Here is a 17126-nt window from a genome sequence, read left to right as displayed (position 1 = left end):
AGATATGTCAGCTCTAGTGTTAACTACGTACATCCTTATCTGGCCCGTAATCTCCGCGGCTGTACTTCTTGTGTTGATTGTCGCGCTGATCAAAGATCTGCGCGCTGCCGGCAAGGACGGCGAGAGCATGATTTAAGCGGTCCGTGGCGTCTGTGTCGTCGCGAGCTGGCGCGGACCTTTTTATCCCGAGTTTCGCAACCCCGCCGCAACGCCATTGATGGTCATGTGAATGGCGCGCTGCGTACGGCTTTCGCCATCGTCATCCCGGTCCCGCCTTGGACGGGCCGAGCGGTGGCGCCGTAGCAGTTCGACCTGCAGGTGATTGAGGGGATCGATGTAGGCGAAGCGTTCTCCCAATGCGGCCTTCAGCAAGGCGTCCTGGTCCAGCAGTTCGTGTTGGGCAACGCGTTGGAACATTTCCAGCGTCAGGGCGAATTCCTGTTCGATCCGACCGAAAATGCGGTCGCGCAGTTTCTTGTCGGGCACCAGGTCGGCGTAGCGCCGGGCGATGCCCAGATCGGTCTTGGCCAGCACTTGCTCCATATTCGAGAGCAAGGTCCTGAAAAAAGGCCAGACCTGCGCCATCTGCTGCAACTGGGTCACTCGTTCGCCGGACGTCGCCGGGCTGCCTTCACACCCTTTTTCAAGATAGGTTCGCAACGCCGTACCGACGCCGTACCAGCCAGTCAGCATCACGCGACACTGTGCCCACGAAAAGCCCCAGGGGATGGCGCGCAGGTCTTCGATTTTCTGGCTGGCTTTCCTGGATGCCGGCCGGGATCCGATATTGAGGCCGGCGATCTCCAGTATGGGCGTGGAGGCGAAGAAATAGTCATTGAAACCCGGCGTCTGGTAGACCAGATCGCGATAGCTGTGTTGGGCGACATCCGACATGAATTCAAGGGCCGCGCCGAACTGCGCCATATTGTCGTCTTCGGTCTTGGATGCTGCGGAATTCGGAGCAAGGCTGGCCTCCAGCGTTGCGGCCACAAAATTCTCAAGGTGCCAGCGTCCCACTTCAGGATCTTTGTACTTGGTTTGTATGACTTCGCCCTGTTCGGTGAGTCGGATCTGGCCATGGACCGTACCCGGCGGCTGGGCGAGGATGGCGTCGAAACTGGATCCGCCCCCCCGGCCGACCGAACCGCCGCGGCCGTGGAACAGTCGCAAGCGGATTTTTCGTTGCTTGAAAACGCGCACGAGTTGCCGTTCGGCGCGGTACAAGGCCCAGTTCGAGGTCAGGTAGCCGCCATCCTTGTTGCTGTCGGAGTAGCCCAGCATGACTTCCTGGATGCCGTCCTGGGCGTAGCGCACCCGTGTGGCGACCTCGGGCAGATCCAGCCAGTCGGCCATGATGTCGGATCCGCGCATCAGGTCGGGGATGGTTTCGAACAGCGGGACGACCATCAGGCCGTCCTGGGGTTTGTGGCTGGCGCCCCCCGAGGCGGGCGAGATAAGTCCCGTTTCCTGTTGCAATACCAGCACCTCCAGCAGGTCGCTGAGGGTTTCGGTGTGCGACACAATGGTTTGCCGGATGGCGTCTTTGCCATATGTCTGGCGGATGGTGGCTGCGGCGCGCAGAATGGCCAGTTCTTTCTCGGTTTCGGCCGAGTAGGAGATCCAGGGCGATACCAGTGGCCTGACTTGCCGCAGCTCGTGGCGCAGCAGTGCATTGCGATCGTCTTCGGACATCGCAGCGTAGTCAACGGCCTTTCCGTTCCATTGCACGCCGGCTGCCCCGAATAATTCGGTAAGCACGCGTTCGTGCACGTCCGAACTTTGCCGCAAGTCGACAGTCGCTAGATGAAAGCCGAAAATACTGACGGCCTGAAGCAGGCCCGACAGGCGCAAGGCCGCGATGAGCGATCCATGGTGCTGGTGCAGTGAGTCGGCAATGACCTGCAGGTCGGTCTGGAAGGCCATTGGGTCGGGATAGACCGGTGCCGGGTAGGTGGGCCGTAGCGCCAGTTGGCGGCCGGTAAGCGCCAGCGCGGTGGCCGCCAACCGTGCATAGACGTGGATGAAGGCGCGCCGGTATGGTTCGTCCAGGCGGTGTGGGGATGGATCCTGGCTGGCTTGCGCCAGCGCCAGCAGCTGCGGACTGGCTGTGCCCAGGGACTGTGAAATGGAAATCTCGGTGCCGAGGTTTTTAATTTCCATGAGATAGTGCTGCAAGGCCCGCGTTGATTGCCTCAAAAGAGCCTGTTCCAGCGTGGAGGCATCAACGTTGGGGTTGCCATCGCGGTCACCGCCGATCCAGCTGCCCATCTTCAGGAACGCTGGCAACGGCGCCGTGTTGATGTCGAACACGGTACGTCCGGGTCGGCGCAGTCGGGTCGAAAGGTCTTGGTAAATGCGCGGGATCGTCGTCAGGAATGTGCTGGTGTAGTAGGTAAGGGCATTGTCAATTTCGTCGAGCACCGTCAGTTTCTGCTTGCGCAACATGCGGGTCTGCCACAGCGCGGCAACCAGCCCGGCCAATCGTTGCTCGGTCAGCAGTTTTTCGGAAGGTGTCAGCGTGGCGCCTGTGTTCGCAAGCTGACGGGCTATTTCACGGTGCAGGTCCAGTGTGCTTTTGCGCTGCACCTCAGTCGGGTGAGCGGTCAGCACCGGCACAATGCACGCTTCTTCAAGATAACGCAGCACCTTGCGGCTGCCTATGCCGTTTTCCTTGAGCAGGTCCAGGGCATGTTGCAGGCTGCCGCGCGCCGGTGTGGCGCCGTGCAATTCGTACTCGCGCTGGCGACGGTTCTGGTCGCGGTCCTCGGCGATATTGGAAAGGTGCAGGAAATAGCTGAAGGCGCGGGCCACGGAGTTGGCTTCACCGTCGGCGAGTCTGCTTATCTGCCGCTCCAGGATTCTGCTGTCGACTTCGTTGCCTTCACGGCGGAACTTGACCGCGGCGCGGCGCAGCTTCTCGATGACGTCGTAAATAGCCTTGCCTTCGCATTCCTTGACAACGTCGCCCAGCGTTTTTCCAAGCAGCCGGATGTCGCTGCGCAGAGGGGAGGATTCCATGTTTGATGAAGCAGCCTGTTTCACTGAGTCTCCTGTTGCTATCGTTATGTTCGAGGCAATGTATGCCGCGCATTGCATGCCGCGCATTGCATGCCGCAATCAGTTCCTGGGAATGGTCTTTCCTTCTGGCCACCAGAGTACGGTCTGCCGGCCGTCGCGTTGGTCTTCGGATGTCTTCAATGCAAGCAGCTTGCTAGGCTTGCAGGGCCCTCCCGTGCATACACCGGTGTCGGGTGTAAACGTGGCGCCGTGACGCGCGCACATCAGCTGGTCTCCCGCACGGGTGAAAACGCTGCCTTCCCAGTCCAGCTCCGAGCCCATATGAGGGCAGCGGTTCAGGTAGCCGTGTACTTGCCCCTCATAGCGGATGAAGAAAGCGGTGCTGGCTTCGTTGTTGTGTGTGACGGGCAGCTTCCGGGCGAGGTCTCCGTCACGGAGTTCGATGGAAGGACAGACTTCTACGGCGGGTAAGCTCATGGCGGGCAGGCAAGAATGTGGATATGCCCAACAATATAGTGCAATTCTGTCGGCTTACAGTGCGCCCGCGCATTGCACCACGGTGCCGGTTATATGCGATGCGGCCACCTCGCGCGCAAGGCCAAGGGTAAAGGCGTCCTCCCTGGTTGGCTGCTTCCGGAAGACATTATGCGGTAATGCCGCTGATTTGGCACCACCGTTGTCTAGAACTTGTAGCTTAGCCCGGCACTGACGCTACGCCCATTGCCAGGCAGGTAGCCGGGCGCATTTGCCGAGGGTGGCGTGGCCCGGATGACGTAGCTGCTGGCATATTGCCTGTCCGTGATGTTGTCGGCGGCCAGCCATGCGCTCCAGTGCTTGTCATGTTCGTAGGCCACCTTGAAGCCGAGCAGGGCGTACGGGTCCTGCTGCGTGCCGTCCAGATTCAAGTGGTTGGTCTCGGTCTCGGTGGGCATCCAGCGCAGATTCGGACCAAAGCGCAGGCCGCCTATGCGGTATAAGAGCTCTGCGCTGATCAGATGGCGCGGCACGCCCGCGATCTGATTGCCGTTGAAGTTGCCGCCGCGAAAGCGAAAGTCGCTGAACGTGTAGGCCAGGCGGTAATCGAAAGCGCCAGCGCCAGGCGCTGGAAGCGTGCCGTTCAACCCTGCTTCAATGCCTTGGTGGCGGCTGCGGTCGGTATAGTTGATGGTGGTGCTGGGACCGTAACCCGAACCATCCGTGAAGCTCATCAGTTCGTCTTTGACGTTGCTGCGGTATAGGGTAAGCGACCAGTTGCTTGCGTAATCGCCGCTGTTGAACTTGCCGTCGGCGCCGATCTCATACGTTGAAGCGCGTTGCAGGTCGAGCTTGTTCATGCCGCTGCTGCCAATGATCTCCCAATAGGTGGGCGCTTCGTTGCTGCGGCTGACATTGGCAAACAGGCGCAGCTTGTCGCTCGGGGCCCAGATGAGACCTAGCTTCGGGCTGGCGTATGACCAGTCCTGGTCCAGGCTTTGCCCATTACCTTGATTCCGGGCATCGCGCACGGCTTGTGTGTATTTCAGGTCGCCGACCACGCTCCATTCCGGTGTGACATGCCATTGCAATCCGACCAGTGCGCTGCGGTTTTCGGCCTGCAGATCATAGTTTCGTGTCGAGCCGGGGATCCGGGCGCCGGACCTGGGGTTCATGCTATGCAGATCGCGGTCCATGTCGCTGCGCGCCCAATCCAGCGCCATGCGGTAGTCCACGGTATTCCATTTGCCACCCAGTTGCCATTGGGCGCCGTAGGTGTTGCTATCCGTTCTGGTGGAACCAGAAGGCTCCGTGAAGGTATCGTCCGTGTTCTGCCAATAGACGCCCAGGGTTTGGTTCACGTCATCTGTTCCCCAATAAGTGCGATTGGCCAGGCGTACCTGTTCGGTCTTGCGATGAGGGTTGGTATTGTAGACATTGGGGGCGTCGCCGGGGCGATCACCCATGACCTCGCGGGGATCCTGATACATGCGGTCTTTCGGAACGACGGTGGGGATGTCGAAATCAAGATCGGTATATGAAAGATATGTACGATTTTCGAAAATATCGCCACGTACGCCGAAGTTGCCCTGGACGCTGGTCCGTTTGGAGTCGGAATGATGGCGATAGCCTTCTGCCTTGTCGTGGCTGATGCTCAGGCGTCCGTCCAGCTGGTCGCCCTGGAACCCCTTGGCGCCATGCAGACCCAGCCGACCAAAACTGCCGCCCTCGACACTAAGGACGTTGTTCTGCGCACCGGTAAAGGACCGGAAGTCCATTTCACCGCCAAGCGTCGTTGCGCTTGCAGATAGGGCATTGGCGCCCCGAAGCACGCTTATAAGGCGTGCGTTGCGGGGTTCGAGCAGGCCGATGACGAATGATCCGTCGGCTTCATTCAGGGGTAGGCCGTCTTGCATCAGAAGCACCCCGCGATTAACCGGATTGCTTTGCACACCTGAGCCGCGAATGTTCAGACGAGGCTGGTCTATGCCGCCGAAGAAGTCCTGGACAACGATGCCGGGCTGGAAGTCCAGCGCATCGCGCAGGGTGACCAGGCGAACTTCCTTCTGTGGCTCGATCAGGTTGGTGCCGCCCGCCACGCGGGCCAGCCTGGCTTGCTCTTCTTTGAACCCGGGCTGCAGCGGCGAGGCGTCGGCCTGGCCGGAGATCACGACCGGTGCCAGCGTGGTGACCGGGTCGGCATGAACGCAGGACAGCCAGAGCGAGCTCAGGGCCATGCTGAAGGCGAAGCGTGGGAATAGCGGGATAACAGGCATAGCGTTTTCTCGTTTTTAGAGGGATTTGAATTACCAGTGAAGGTAGAGCATGGCTTTGGCCAGCACCACGATGCCGACCATATGACAGAAGACGCTGAGATGAATGCGCTGGAAATGGACAGTGCGCAGCTTGCCTTTGCGGCGCAGGGTCATGGCGGTGATGAAGTGGCCGAACACGCTGAGGGCCAGGGCGATTTTTACGGTAAGCAACAAGCCGAAACTGCTATCGAATGGATGGTCCAGTGCGGCGCGATGGTGCCAGGCCAGGCCGATGCCCGCGCTGTACAACACCAGAAGTACCCAGGGCATCAGGGCTCGGGCGCGTGTGCCGATGGCGATTTCCAGGGCGCGCATCGTTTCGCGCGGTAGATGCTTGCGTATGTTCTCCAGGATCAGCACTTCGAAGAAAACCGTGCCAACGAACATGATGGCGGCAAACAAGTGGATGGTTAAGAGTACCGGGTAGCTCACGCGACTGTCCTTTTGGTCTGATCGGCTCCTGGTGTTTCTTGACGAAGCAAGGTCTGATGCAGAAGGTGTGCAGTTGCCGCGCGCGACTGACTGTTTCTGGCATCCTCGAAGTCGAAGGCCTGAAGCTTGCCGCCGGCGATCAACACGCAGCGGTCGACCATTTCGACCAGCTCATGCGGGTGGTGGCTGATGCATAGCAAAGCCGCGCCGGTGTCCCGGACACACTCGTTACACAGGCGGCTCAGGGCGACGCGCAGCGCGGGGTCCAGCGCACTGAACGGTTCATCCAGCAATAGAAGGTCGGGTTGCAGGGCAAAGGCGCGTGCCAGTGCGGCGCGCTGCGCCATGCCGCCCGAGAGCTCGGCGGGCCATGCCTTGCCTGCATCCGGCAGGTCGACGCGTTCGAGCCAGTGCATGGCGCGCAGCCGGGCTTCTTTCCTGGGAACCCCCGCCGCCAGGAGTGGAATTTCGATGTTGTCATGAATACTGCGCCATGGCAGCAGGCGGGGTTCCTGGAATACCAACAGGGGATGGCGGTAGGCGTTCAGATAGGTGCCATGGCTGGGCTTCAAAAGCCCTGCAGCCAGCTTAAGCAGTGTGCTTTTTCCTGCTCCGCTCGATCCCAGCACGCCGACGCGTTCGCCTGGTTGCAGACGAAAATCGATGGCGTTCAGGATTTGGCTAGTCCCGAACTTGAGGGATACCTGTTTAAGCTCGAGCATGCTCTTTCCGGGGTTCTTGCCATTGTGTAAGACGCCGTTGCAGAGGTTGCAACAGCATGAATTCCAGTGCGGCGACCAGCCCAAGAATCAGAATGACCCAGGCGTAGAGTTCGCCGCTGTCGAAAGTGCTGCGGGCATTGGCCAATGCGAATCCGGCTCCGCTTTCCGCGCCCAGCACTTCCGCCATGACGACCAGGCGCACGCCGCCGCAGGTCGCAATGAGCAGCGCAGCCGTCAGCGGGGCAGCCAGCGCGGGCAAATACAGATGCCGCAGCCGCATCCATGCGCCATAGCGATATACGTGGGTCATTTCGACGAGTGAGCGGTCGACCAATTGCATGCCCTTGACCGTGTTCACGTACATGCCGGGCGCCATCATCAAGACTGTGATGAAAATGACCATGGACGAGCCCAGACCGAACCAAAGCATGGCAAGGACCACGACGACCACCGGCGGCATTGCCATCAGGAGCCAGCGCAGCGGCTCGAGCAATCCGCGCAACTTTGCGTTGTGGCCCGCCAAAACACCCAAGCCGAAGCCGATAGCGCAACCCGTGCCGACTCCCAGCGCGATGCGCGTCAGGCTGGCATTGGCGTTCTGCCAGAATGTTGTGCTGTTGACCAGCGCACCCAGCGCCTGCAGCGCCTGGGCAGGGGTGGCCATGAGCATGGGTCCAAGGTAGTGGGCGGCGATTTGCCAGCCCACCAGTATCAACAGTATGCCAAGCGCGGACCAGCCCCGGGATGTGCGCTCCGGTTTACGCAAGTTGGATGGAATCATGGACCGTAGAACCCTGGGTCGGGCAGACGGCCTCCGATGGCTTGCGGATTCTGCTTGCCCAGCAGCTGATACAGGTCTTCAAGCTGTGGCCGTATGCTGCTGGCGGGCCGGCTATCCAGACGGGTGACCTTGATGGCGCTTTCGATGGCGGGCACCGGCAGATGGGGGATATGGCGGTGAACCATTTTGGCGCAATCCAGGGCGTTACTGGAACACCATGCGGCAGAATGGGCATAGGCCTGTTCGACCGCACGGCTCAGTTCGAGGTCATGTGCCCTATGAGAGTTCACCATGACGCCGGCCTGCGGCAATTCAGCTTGGTCAGGAAAGCTTTGTTGCCATGCGGCTTCCAGGCTTTGGACCCGGTACAAGGGGGCGCCGCCTTGCTGTGCATTGCGCGACATCAGCAACGAGGCGGTGGGTTCGACCAGCAGGACGTGCTGCCCCTGGCCCGTCAGCATCAGGGCAATGGCGTCCTGCGAATCGCGTGTGCGGCGCAGGATCGGAGACTTTTCGGGTTCGAAAGGTTGGGCGTCCAGCAAGGTGTCGAGCAACACAGCAGGAAGGTCGCGCTGGAAGGGAACCAGCAGCTCTTTGCCCGCGAGATCGGAAAAACCATGGATGTCGGGATCGCGACTGACCAGCCAAAGTATGCCCCATACGGATATGTTCAACAGCCGCACGGGATCTCCGCGATTGGCCATGAGGGCCGGCAGGTTGCTGGGCGCTGCGCTGAAATCGATGTCTTTCTTTGCCAGCAGCACCCGTAGCTGATCGGGACTTTGCCAAAGGCGAAACTCGAGCTTGTCGGTGTATTGCCCCAGGGCCTTCGTCTCAACCATGTGCAGGAGCGGGAAAGTGACCACGGCGGTGGGACCTGCCAAGGTGAGCTTTTGGTATGGGGCAGCATGTGCTGGCAGCTTGGCTGCGGCAGCGTAGAACACGATCAACGTCAAGGCTTTCGCAAATCGTCCTGCAAACTTTCCAACAGGAAACATAATATAAATGAGAATGATTAACGATTGCGGATCATTACACAAGGGATGGCAGCCATCCTTAACCTGGATCAAGTTTTCGTCGGTTCCCATCTATGCAGCTCGCGCAATCGCGGCGACGCTGGCCGACTTAGGAGGTAAACTCTTCGTTTCGACTCACGCTACGCCGTGCACGGTTCCAATACAGAAAGGAAAGAAATGAGCACAACCAAACCTCTGCGGTCTGCAAACATCACCCAGGGCGCCGCAAGGGCCCCGAACCGATCCATGTACTATGCGCTGGGCTACAAAGAAGAAGACTTCAACAAGCCCATGATAGGCGTGGCCAACGGGTACAGCACTATTACGCCTTGTAATAGCGGTTTGCAGAAACTGGCCGATGCGGCTATAGAAGCCATCGAGACCGCCGGCGGCAACGCGCAGGTGTTTGGTACGCCCACTATTTCCGACGGCATGGCCATGGGCACCGAGGGCATGAAATACTCGCTGGTCTCGCGCGAAGTTATCGCCGATTGCGTTGAAACCTGTGTGCAGGGTCAATGGATGGACGGGGTGGTCGTCATCGGCGGGTGCGACAAGAATATGCCGGGTGGAATGATGGGCATGCTGCGCGCCAACGTGCCGGCCATCTATGTATACGGTGGCACCATTCTTCCCGGCCGCTTGAACGGTAAAGACTTGAATATCGTCAGCGTGTTCGAAGCCGTGGGTGAGAACGCCGCGGGCCGCATGAGCGACCACGAGCTCAAGCAGATCGAATTGCATGCCATTCCCGGTCCCGGTTCCTGCGGCGGAATGTATACCGCCAACACCATGAGTTCGGCCTTCGAAGCGCTGGGCATGAGCCTGCCTTACTCGTCGACCATGGCCAATGTGCACGACGAGAAAACCGAATCGGCCTCCGAGTCCGCCCGCGTTTTGTTGAAAGCGGTACAACAGGATCTCAAACCGCGCGATATCGTTACGCGCAAATCCATCGAAAATGCGGTCAGCGTCATCATGGCCACTGGCGGATCCACCAATGCGGTGCTGCATATCCTGGCCATTGCCCACGCTGCGGACGTCGAATGGACCATCGACGACTTCGAACGCGTACGTCGGCGCGTACCGGTCATTTGCGATTTGAAACCCAGCGGGCACTTCCTGGCGGTGGACTTCCATCAGGCTGGCGGCGTACCGCAGGTCATGAAGATCCTGCTCGACGCCGGACTGATCAATGGCGATTGCATCACAATAACCGGCGAAACCATTGCGGAAGTACTCAAAGACATTCCGGGTACACCCCGGTCGGATCAGAAAGTCATCTTCCCTATCGAGAAGGCGCTGTACAAGGAAGGGCACCTGGCCATACTCAAAGGCAACCTCTCGCCAGAAGGCGCCGTGGCCAAGATCACGGGCTTGAAGAACCCGGTCATCACCGGTCCGGCCCGTGTTTTCGATGACGAACAATCGGCATTGAAGGCCATACTCGACGGCAAGATAAAAGCCGGCGATGTCATGGTGCTGCGTTATCTGGGCCCCAAGGGTGGCCCCGGCATGCCCGAAATGCTGGCGCCCACTGGCGCACTTATCGGCGCAGGCCTTGGTGATTCAGTTGGCCTGATCACCGATGGACGGTTCTCGGGCGGTACCTGGGGCATGGTGGTTGGTCACGTTGCACCCGAGGCGGCGGTAGGCGGCGTTATTGCCATCGTGGAAGAAGACGACTCCATCACTATCGATGCCCATCAACAGTTGCTGCAGCTGAATGTGCCGGAAGACGAAATCTCGGCGCGGCTGGCCAAGTGGAAGGCGCCAGCGCCTCGGTATACACGAGGGGTACAGGCTAAATTTGCCTTCAACGCGTCTACCGCCAGCACCGGCGCCGTCCTGGACAAGTTCTAGACCAGGTCTGCTAGACCAGGTCAAACAACAGCACTTCGGCGTTGTTGCCGTCGGCCAGCACAAGCTGGGTTTCGTCGGCAATCTTTACGCCGTCGCCCGCTTCAAGGGCCAGTCCGTTCAGCGTAAGCGCACCGCGGGCGACATGCAGGTAGGCATGTCGTCCGGGGGCGACCGCGTAGTCAACGCGTTCACTGCCGTCCAGCAGCCCCGCGAGCATCCGGGCGTCTTGTGCAATTGCCAGTGAACCGTTGCTGCCATCGGGCGAAGCCACCAGACACAGTTTGCCCCGTTTCTGCGCCTCGTTGTAGTGCTTCTCCTGGTAGTTGGGCCTTAAGCCCGAAAACTTCGGGACTATCCATATTTGCAGGAAATGCACAGGTTCAGTCCGGGAATGGTTGAACTCGCTGTGGCGCACGCCTGTGCCGGCGCTCATGACCTGCACATCGCCGGGTCGTATCACCGACCCGGACCCCATCGAGTCTTTATGCTCAAGTGCGCCTTCGAGCACATAGGAAATGATTTCCATATCGCGGTGACCGTGCGTGCCGAAGCCTTCGCCGGACTGCACCGTGTCGTCGTTGATAACGCGCAAATGGCTCCAGCCCATGTGCTGTTGATCGTAGTATTCGGCAAATGAAAAAGTATGATGACTGTTCAGCCAGCCGTGTCGAGCATGGCCGCGATCAGAGGCTTTGCGAATTTCCAGCATGAGGTGCTCCAGGAAAGAAGGAGACTTGCTCCAATGCCTCTATTATATTATTTTGTTTTTAGATAAATAAACGCAAAATTTGCTACGTATGTATCGATAAAATAGATGTTTTTTTCGACTTGGGGATAATCATGCGCATGCTCAGGACCACACTCGAACAGTGGCGTGTACTGCAGGCCATCGTGGAATATGGCGGTTATGCCCAAGCGGCCGAGGCCCTGCACCGAAGCCAGTCTTCCATCAGCTACATGGCGGCGCGATTGCAGGACCAGATCGGTGTCGACCTTCTCGTCATGGAAGGACGCAAGGCGCGTCTCACGGCCAACGGTAAAGCCTTGCTGAGCCAAGCCAGCGAATTGCTGGCTGATGCCCACAAGCTGGAACAATTGGCCCGTCGCCTGGAACAGGGGTGGGAGGCGGAACTGCGTGTCGTGGTCGACGTGGCCTTTCCTACGGCTCTGTTGTTGCAAGCCCTGAACCAGTTCACCCAGGAGGTGGGTCAGACGCGGATCCAGCTCGGTGAGGTGGTGCTATCGGGCGCCGATGAGGCCCTGCTCGAACAACGTGCCGACGTCCTGATTGGTACGCGTGTACCGTCAGGGTATCTCGGAGACCTGCTCCTGGATGTTGAGTTCGTTGCGGTGGCGCATCCCGGCCACACTCTGCATCGGATCGGAAGGCCATTGACCAGCGACGACCTGAAGCGCGAGATGCAAATCGTGTTGCGCGATTCCGGTACGCTGCAACCTCGCGATGAAGGTTGGCTGGGTTCCAGCCACCGCTGGACCGTGACCGGCATGGAGACATCGGCCGCCATGGTGGCCGATGGTCTTGGTTTCGCATGGCTGCCTCGACATGTCATACAAAAGCAGCTGGAACAAGGCAGTCTGTGGCCCTTGCCACTGAACGAAGGACAGACCCGCCGTGTGTCCTTGTACCTGACATTCGGCAATGGCGCGGCGGCGGGGCCTGCCGCCCGCCATCTGGCACAGATGCTGACGCAGGGCGCCCATCGTTACGCGTTGGCTACGTGACGAAGGCAGATCGGTAACGCAGCAACAGCCACAGGCAGAGTCCCGCGGGAATGATCAATGTTGCGTAGGCCAGGCTATAACTGCCAAAGGTGCCCGCCACCAGACCGAACAAAGGCGGGCCGATCACGACGCCCAGGAAGGTCATGGCCAACGTGCCGCCGGTTGCCATGCTGGCCTGTCCTTTCGGTGCCTGCCGGGCCACTTCGGCGAGGTAGACGCCGTTCCACCCAACCGCACTGCTGCCGAAGACGGATAGCACCACGATGAGCAGCAGCATCGAGTCCGTATATTGGAGCAGTGCCGTGGCAATGCCGCAGAGGGCAATCAGTATGGCAAGGACGGCCAGCATATTGGACGGTCCAAGGTAGCGGTCCGCCACATAGCCCCATAACAGGCGGCCCGCCACACCCGCCGCCTGTGCAATGGCCAGCACGAAGCCGGCGACGATCAGACCCATGCCCAAGTCTTCATGTAGAAAAGTGACCAGATAGGTCGTCAGCGACAGCTGTGTAATGGAAAAAAGGAAGGAAACGGCAGCCAGTACGGTAAGGCTGCGATGGCTGAATACCAGTCTGAGCGGCCCGGCCAGCCCGTTACCCACCGAAATGCGTTGCTTGCCATCCTTGTCGGCGTCCAGCGCGGCACACAAGGGTTGTATTGCCATGGCGCATAGTAGATTGGCAGCGGCCACGGCCAGAAAGGCCCACTGCCAGCTTGTCGCTTCGGCCAGACTGGGAACGATGATGCCCGCCAGCACGCCGCCCAATGGCACACCTGTCTGCTTGATGGAAAAGACCAGCGACATGCGATGCGCCGGAGTGCTTTTGACCAGGAGATGCGAACTCGCTGGCGTGATGGGTCCGTACCCCATGCCAACCAGCACTGCACCGATCGCCATGGCGACCGGGGATTCGATTGTGCATACCGCCACGCCCGTACCGCACAAGAGCAGGCCTATCTGGCTGGAACGAATGGCACCGAAGCGCCTGACGGCACCGCCCGCCAGCAGGCTGGCGGTCATGGCCCCGGCATAGGCCAGCGCGATATACAGGCCTACGTAGGCGGCGGAAATTCCGAGGGATCCGGCGACGGCGGGAGCGACGACTGGCAATGTCAGCAAGGCCATGGCCACCAGCGACTGCACAGTCAAGGTGGCGACCAGCACAAGGGTCGCCGAAGGCGTGGAGCTCATTATTTGAATAAATCCTGATTCGACCTGGCGTATCATACCCTTCTGCGCACGCGCATCTGCCCCATCCCCTTTGTCTGATACTCCAAACCGGAAAGGAAGAATCGTGTTGACTCCCGAACATCGCGCCATCCAGCGCGACATAATTACCGAGCTGTTTGTAAGCAGCGACTTCGATGCCGGGCACGAGGTTGAGCGCCGGGTCGGTTTTCTTGCCGATTACCTGATCACGACCGGCCTGCACACGCTTGTTCTCGGCATCAGCGGCGGCGTCGACTCTCTGGTCGGCGGCTGCCTGGCGCAGCGCGCCGCCGCGCTGGCACGCCAGCGAGGACACTCCGCTACTTTTATTGCAATGCGTTTGCCCTATGGCGAGCAGCGCGACGAGCCAGACGCACAGGCCTCGCTCGACGTGATCCAGCCGGATCAAATACTGACGGTCAATATCAAGCCAGCCAGCGACGCCATGCTGGCGGAACTGGTCAGCGCCGAAGTGTCGTTTCGCGATGAGGGGCACCAGGACTTCCTGCTGGGCAACATCAAGGCGCGTCAGCGCATGATTGCGCAGTATGCCGTGGCCGGCGCGCATAGCGGGTTGGTCGTCGGCACCGACCACGCGGCCGAGGCCTTGATGGGGTTCTTCACCAAATTCGGGGATGGCGCGGCCGATATCACACCGTTGGCCGGCTTGAACAAGCGACGCGTGCGCGCGCTGGCGCACGAATTAGGTGCGCCGGACTCCCTGGTGCATAAAGTGCCCACAGCCGATCTTGAGACTCTTGCACCCCTGAAACCGGACGAGGACGCCTTTGGCGTCACCTATGGTGAAATCGACGATTTCCTCGAGGGCAAAGACGTATCGGAACAGGCGTACGAGACCATAGTGCGCACCTACCGCAATTCGGCTCACAAGCGCGCGCTGCCGGTCTTTCCGCAAGGCTGGGCACCGTCATCCTGACAGGGCGCGCGTCTTGGCGCCGTCAGGTAGCTAGATGACGGCTTCGATCAGGAAAGGACCTTTGCGCGCCAGAGCCGAACGCAGCAGGTCAATAAATGATCGGGCATCGGTCGCCCTGGCGGCGTCCACGCCCGACGCCTTCGCCATAAGAACCCAATCGAAAGTAGGATTGTCCAGGTCCAGCATGCGCCGTGCATTGCGACCGGGTTCACCTGCGCCCACCATCTTGAGCTCGTTGTGCAGGATGGCATAGCTGCGATTGGCGAAGATGATGGTCACGACGTCGAGTTGTTCGCGTGCCTGGGTCCACAACGCCTGCAAGGTGTACATGCCGCTGCCGTCGGCCTGCATCAGGATCACCTTGCGGTCGGGGCAGGCCACCGCTGCGCCGGTTGCCAACGGGATGCCTATGCCGATTGCACCGCCTGTGATTTGAAGGAAATCGTGCGGCGCAGCCCCGAAGGTGGATTTGAATGAGTCGCGCCCCGAACTGACTGATTCGTCGCAAATGATGGCATTCTCGGGACTCAGTACGCCTATGGCCTGAATAATGGCGGCGGCATTCAGCGCGCCGCTTGGCAACTGCGCGGCCGTGCGTTGCGAGGTCAGAGGCGCAATGGTGTTATCCGCGGCAACCGCCTCGGCCAGTGCCTGCAAGCCCTGCGCCAGGTCGTCGCCCGGGCCGGTAAGAGGGATGATGTCGCAGGCTGGTGGCACCAATACACCGGGTTTGCCGGGATAGGCAAAAAAGGCGACGGGAGTCTTGGCGCCGACTAAGATCAGTTGCTCGGTGTCTTCAAAGGCCTTCAATGCCAGGTCAACGCTGAACGGAACGCGATCTATCATGACCCGTCCGGCGCCGCGTTCCACGCGACCGTTCGATTGTTGCGCCATCAGTCGAGCGCCTGTCTTGACAGCAATGCGGCTGGCGGTGTTCAACGCCTCGCCGCGCAGGGCCTTGCCCGAAAGAAGAATGACCGTTTTTCGGCCATTACGCAGCGCCGTGCTTGCCGCGCGCACCGCATCATCCTCGACCGGGGTGAGCGCGGGCGGGGCGGCACGGTGTACGGTGGACGGGGCATCGGTCCATGCTGCATCGGCTGGCAGTATCAGGGTGGCAATTCCGCCCGGTCCGCTGCGCGATGCCTCTACCGCTGCCGCGGCGGCAGGCGAGACGTCGTCAGCAGACCGGATCCGATGGATCCAGTCTGACATCGGCCTGGCCAGGCTTTCGATGTCGGTGGTGAGGGGTGCATCGTATTGCAGGTGGTACGCAGCATGATCGCCGACGATATTCACCATTGGCGTGTTTGCCCGCCGTGCATTGTGAATGTTGGCCAGGCCATTCGCAAGGCCGGGCCCCAGGTGCAGCAGCGTTGCGGCCGGCTTGTCGGCCATGCGCGCATACCCGTCGGCGGCGCCCGTAACGACCCCTTCGAACAGACCCAGGATGCAACGCATCTGGGGTTTCTTGTCGAGGGCCGCGACAAAATGCATTTCGGATGTGCCGGGATTGGCAAAGCATACGTCTACATCATTGGCCAATAAAGTGTCGCAAAGACTGTCTGCACCGTTCATGGATAAACCTTTTAACTTGTGAAATTCGAAACTATTGTCGCTGGATGTTGCGGTCTTTGATGAGCTTGCTCCAGCGTTCGCGTTCCTTGGCTTCAAAGGCGGCCAGTTCGTCGCCCACGAGCGTGCCGGCCTGGGCGCCCAGCGCCGTGAATTTGGCCTGGAGCTCGGGTGTTGCGAGTGCGCTTTTTGCGGAGGCGATCAGCTTGTCGACGGCTTCCTTGGGCGTGCCCTTGGGTGCATAGAGAGCAAACCAGGCAGTGACATTGAAATCGGCGATACCGGATTCAGCCACCGTCGGGATGTTGGGTACTGATGCCAGGCGCTCGGCGGACGTGACCGCAATGCCGCGAATCTTCGAGCCATCCTGCACCTGTGCCAACGTGCTGGGCAGGTTGTCCAGCAAGACGTCGACCTGTCCGCCAATCAGGGCGGGCAGCGAGCCGGAAACGCCCTTGAACGGGATGTGCAGCATTTCGATGCCGGCTGCTTGCTCGAGGTATGCCCCTGTCAGATGGACTGATGATCCAATGCCTGGCGTTGCGTACGTCAGCTTTTCGTTCTTGCCCGCCTTGGCCTTGGCAATCAGGTCGGCAAGGTTCTTTACATCGGATTTTGCGTTGACGGCAATGATGTTCGGAGTAGTAACGACCAGCGCGATCGGGACAAAGTCTTTTTCGGGATCGAAGGGCATATCGGCGTACAGGAACTGATTTATCGTCTGGGTCCCGATCGTTCCCATTCCTATGGTGTAGCCATCAGGCTTGGCGCGGGCCACGATACCCATGCCGATGCTGCCCCCCGCGCCAGCGCGGTTATCGACCACGATGGATTGTCCGAGGCTGGCCTCCATGGCCTGGGCCATGGTGCGCGCGGCAATATCGGTAGTGCCGGCGGGTGGGTAGGGCACGATCAGGGTGACCGGCCGTTCCGGATAGGCGGCGTGCGCTGTGGCCATTGTGGCCAGCGTCAGCGCTGCCGCATAGGCCAGGCGCTTGACGCTGTGGCGCAGGGGTGTCTTCAGTTTCATTGTTATCTCC

At 60.1% G+C, this 17126-nt stretch carries 15 protein-coding genes; 4 read left to right on the top strand and 11 right to left on the bottom strand.

Going from position 1 to position 17126, the window contains the following annotated elements; translation table 11 throughout:
- The first annotated feature begins 4 nt into the window (after positions 1–4).
- A complete protein-coding gene (locus CR155_RS21095) occupies positions 5–136 on the top strand; it encodes a putative transporter small subunit (RefSeq protein ID WP_233214287.1) in 132 nt (43 codons plus the stop codon).
- Positions 137–180: 44 nt separating this feature from the next.
- Here the strand turns inward: CR155_RS21095 and ppc are convergent, their stop codons facing one another.
- The 7 genes from ppc to CR155_RS14050 all read right to left on the bottom strand — a co-directional run bounded on the left by ppc (position 181) and on the right by CR155_RS14050 (position 8830).
- The gene (ppc, locus tag CR155_RS14080; RefSeq protein WP_233214303.1) at positions 181–3018 is read right to left on the bottom strand and encodes a phosphoenolpyruvate carboxylase; all 2838 of its coding nucleotides are present in this window, start codon (positions 3016–3018) and stop codon (positions 181–183) included.
- Positions 3019–3117: 99 nt separating this feature from the next.
- Positions 3118–3495 carry a Rieske (2Fe-2S) protein gene (locus CR155_RS14075; RefSeq protein WP_102070664.1) on the bottom strand — a complete coding sequence of 126 codons (378 nt, stop codon included), beginning with the start codon at positions 3493–3495 and terminating at the stop codon, positions 3118–3120.
- Between the two features lie 203 nt (positions 3496–3698).
- The gene (locus CR155_RS14070; RefSeq protein ID WP_102070663.1) at positions 3699–5768 is read right to left on the bottom strand and encodes a TonB-dependent receptor family protein; all 2070 of its coding nucleotides are present in this window, start codon (positions 5766–5768) and stop codon (positions 3699–3701) included.
- A gap of 30 nt (positions 5769–5798) precedes the next feature.
- On the bottom strand, positions 5799–6239 hold the full coding sequence (locus CR155_RS14065; RefSeq protein ID WP_102070662.1) for a CopD family copper resistance protein: 441 nt from the start codon (positions 6237–6239) through the stop codon (positions 5799–5801).
- The gene (locus CR155_RS14060; RefSeq protein WP_102070661.1) at positions 6236–6961 is read right to left on the bottom strand and encodes an ATP-binding cassette domain-containing protein; all 726 of its coding nucleotides are present in this window, start codon (positions 6959–6961) and stop codon (positions 6236–6238) included. Before CR155_RS14060 ends, CR155_RS14065 begins: the two co-directional genes overlap by 4 nt.
- Positions 6948–7742, bottom strand: a complete 795-nt coding sequence (locus CR155_RS14055; RefSeq protein WP_102070660.1) for an ABC transporter permease — start codon at positions 7740–7742, stop codon at positions 6948–6950. Before CR155_RS14055 ends, CR155_RS14060 begins: the two co-directional genes overlap by 14 nt.
- Positions 7739–8830 (bottom strand): substrate-binding domain-containing protein, encoded by a 1092-nt coding sequence (locus CR155_RS14050; protein ID WP_233214285.1) that lies wholly within the window; start codon positions 8828–8830, stop codon positions 7739–7741. Before CR155_RS14050 ends, CR155_RS14055 begins: the two co-directional genes overlap by 4 nt.
- A 105-nt stretch (positions 8831–8935) precedes the next feature.
- Between CR155_RS14050 and ilvD the strand changes: the two genes are divergently transcribed.
- Positions 8936–10621: a dihydroxy-acid dehydratase gene (gene ilvD, locus CR155_RS14045; protein WP_102070659.1), complete on the top strand. Its 1686-nt coding sequence runs from the start codon at positions 8936–8938 to the stop codon at positions 10619–10621.
- Between the two features lie 10 nt (positions 10622–10631).
- Here the strand turns inward: ilvD and CR155_RS14040 are convergent, their stop codons facing one another.
- Positions 10632–11330: a pirin family protein gene (locus CR155_RS14040; RefSeq protein ID WP_102070658.1), complete on the bottom strand. Its 699-nt coding sequence runs from the start codon at positions 11328–11330 to the stop codon at positions 10632–10634.
- 131 nt (positions 11331–11461) lie between these two features.
- On the opposite strand from CR155_RS14040, the gene CR155_RS14035 reads away from it, so the two are divergent.
- Complete coding sequence (locus CR155_RS14035; RefSeq protein WP_102070657.1) at positions 11462–12364, top strand: LysR family transcriptional regulator; 903 nt, start codon at positions 11462–11464, stop codon at positions 12362–12364.
- Here the strand turns inward: CR155_RS14035 and CR155_RS14030 are convergent.
- A complete protein-coding gene (locus CR155_RS14030) occupies positions 12357–13556 on the bottom strand; it encodes an MFS transporter (RefSeq protein ID WP_102070719.1) in 1200 nt (399 codons plus the stop codon). The two genes, CR155_RS14035 and CR155_RS14030, sit on opposite strands and share 8 nt — an antisense overlap.
- A gap of 103 nt (positions 13557–13659) precedes the next feature.
- Between CR155_RS14030 and nadE the strand changes: the two genes are divergently transcribed.
- Positions 13660–14511 (top strand): NAD(+) synthase, encoded by an 852-nt coding sequence (gene nadE, locus CR155_RS14025; protein ID WP_199171762.1) that lies wholly within the window; start codon positions 13660–13662, stop codon positions 14509–14511.
- Between the two features lie 30 nt (positions 14512–14541).
- Here nadE and CR155_RS14020 read toward each other — a convergent pair whose 3' ends face one another.
- Both CR155_RS14020 and CR155_RS14015 read right to left on the bottom strand, forming a co-directional pair.
- Positions 14542–16089 (bottom strand): acetolactate synthase large subunit, encoded by a 1548-nt coding sequence (locus tag CR155_RS14020; RefSeq protein ID WP_102070656.1) that lies wholly within the window; start codon positions 16087–16089, stop codon positions 14542–14544.
- Between the two features lie 31 nt (positions 16090–16120).
- Positions 16121–17116 carry a Bug family tripartite tricarboxylate transporter substrate binding protein gene (locus CR155_RS14015; protein WP_102070655.1) on the bottom strand — a complete coding sequence of 332 codons (996 nt, stop codon included), beginning with the start codon at positions 17114–17116 and terminating at the stop codon, positions 16121–16123.
- Between the last annotated feature and the right edge of the window lie 10 nt (positions 17117–17126).

Origin of the sequence: Pollutimonas nitritireducens (assembly GCF_002849615.1) — a bacterium.
In the GTDB taxonomy this organism is placed as follows: domain Bacteria; phylum Pseudomonadota; class Gammaproteobacteria; order Burkholderiales; family Burkholderiaceae_B; genus Pollutimonas; species Pollutimonas nitritireducens.
This window is presented reverse-complemented; position numbering and strand designations above follow the sequence as displayed.

Coding starts and splice junctions, on each gene's coding strand:
- CR155_RS21095 (WP_233214287.1), top strand. CDS start 5: ATGTCAGCTCTAGTGTTAACTACGTACATCCTTATCTGGCCCGTAATC.
- ppc (WP_233214303.1), bottom strand. CDS start 3,018: ATGGAATCCTCCCCTCTGCGCAGCGACATCCGGCTGCTTGGAAAAACG.
- CR155_RS14075 (WP_102070664.1), bottom strand. CDS start 3,495: ATGAGCTTACCCGCCGTAGAAGTCTGTCCTTCCATCGAACTCCGTGAC.
- CR155_RS14070 (WP_102070663.1), bottom strand. CDS start 5,768: ATGCCTGTTATCCCGCTATTCCCACGCTTCGCCTTCAGCATGGCCCTG.
- CR155_RS14060 (WP_102070661.1), bottom strand. CDS start 6,961: ATGCTCGAGCTTAAACAGGTATCCCTCAAGTTCGGGACTAGCCAAATC.
- CR155_RS14055 (WP_102070660.1), bottom strand. CDS start 7,742: ATGATTCCATCCAACTTGCGTAAACCGGAGCGCACATCCCGGGGCTGG.
- CR155_RS14050 (WP_233214285.1), bottom strand. CDS start 8,830: ATGGGAACCGACGAAAACTTGATCCAGGTTAAGGATGGCTGCCATCCC.
- ilvD (WP_102070659.1), top strand. CDS start 8,936: ATGAGCACAACCAAACCTCTGCGGTCTGCAAACATCACCCAGGGCGCC.
- CR155_RS14040 (WP_102070658.1), bottom strand. CDS start 11,330: ATGCTGGAAATTCGCAAAGCCTCTGATCGCGGCCATGCTCGACACGGC.
- CR155_RS14035 (WP_102070657.1), top strand. CDS start 11,462: ATGCGCATGCTCAGGACCACACTCGAACAGTGGCGTGTACTGCAGGCC.
- CR155_RS14030 (WP_102070719.1), bottom strand. CDS start 13,556: ATGAGCTCCACGCCTTCGGCGACCCTTGTGCTGGTCGCCACCTTGACT.
- CR155_RS14020 (WP_102070656.1), bottom strand. CDS start 16,089: ATGAACGGTGCAGACAGTCTTTGCGACACTTTATTGGCCAATGATGTA.
- CR155_RS14015 (WP_102070655.1), bottom strand. CDS start 17,116: ATGAAACTGAAGACACCCCTGCGCCACAGCGTCAAGCGCCTGGCCTAT.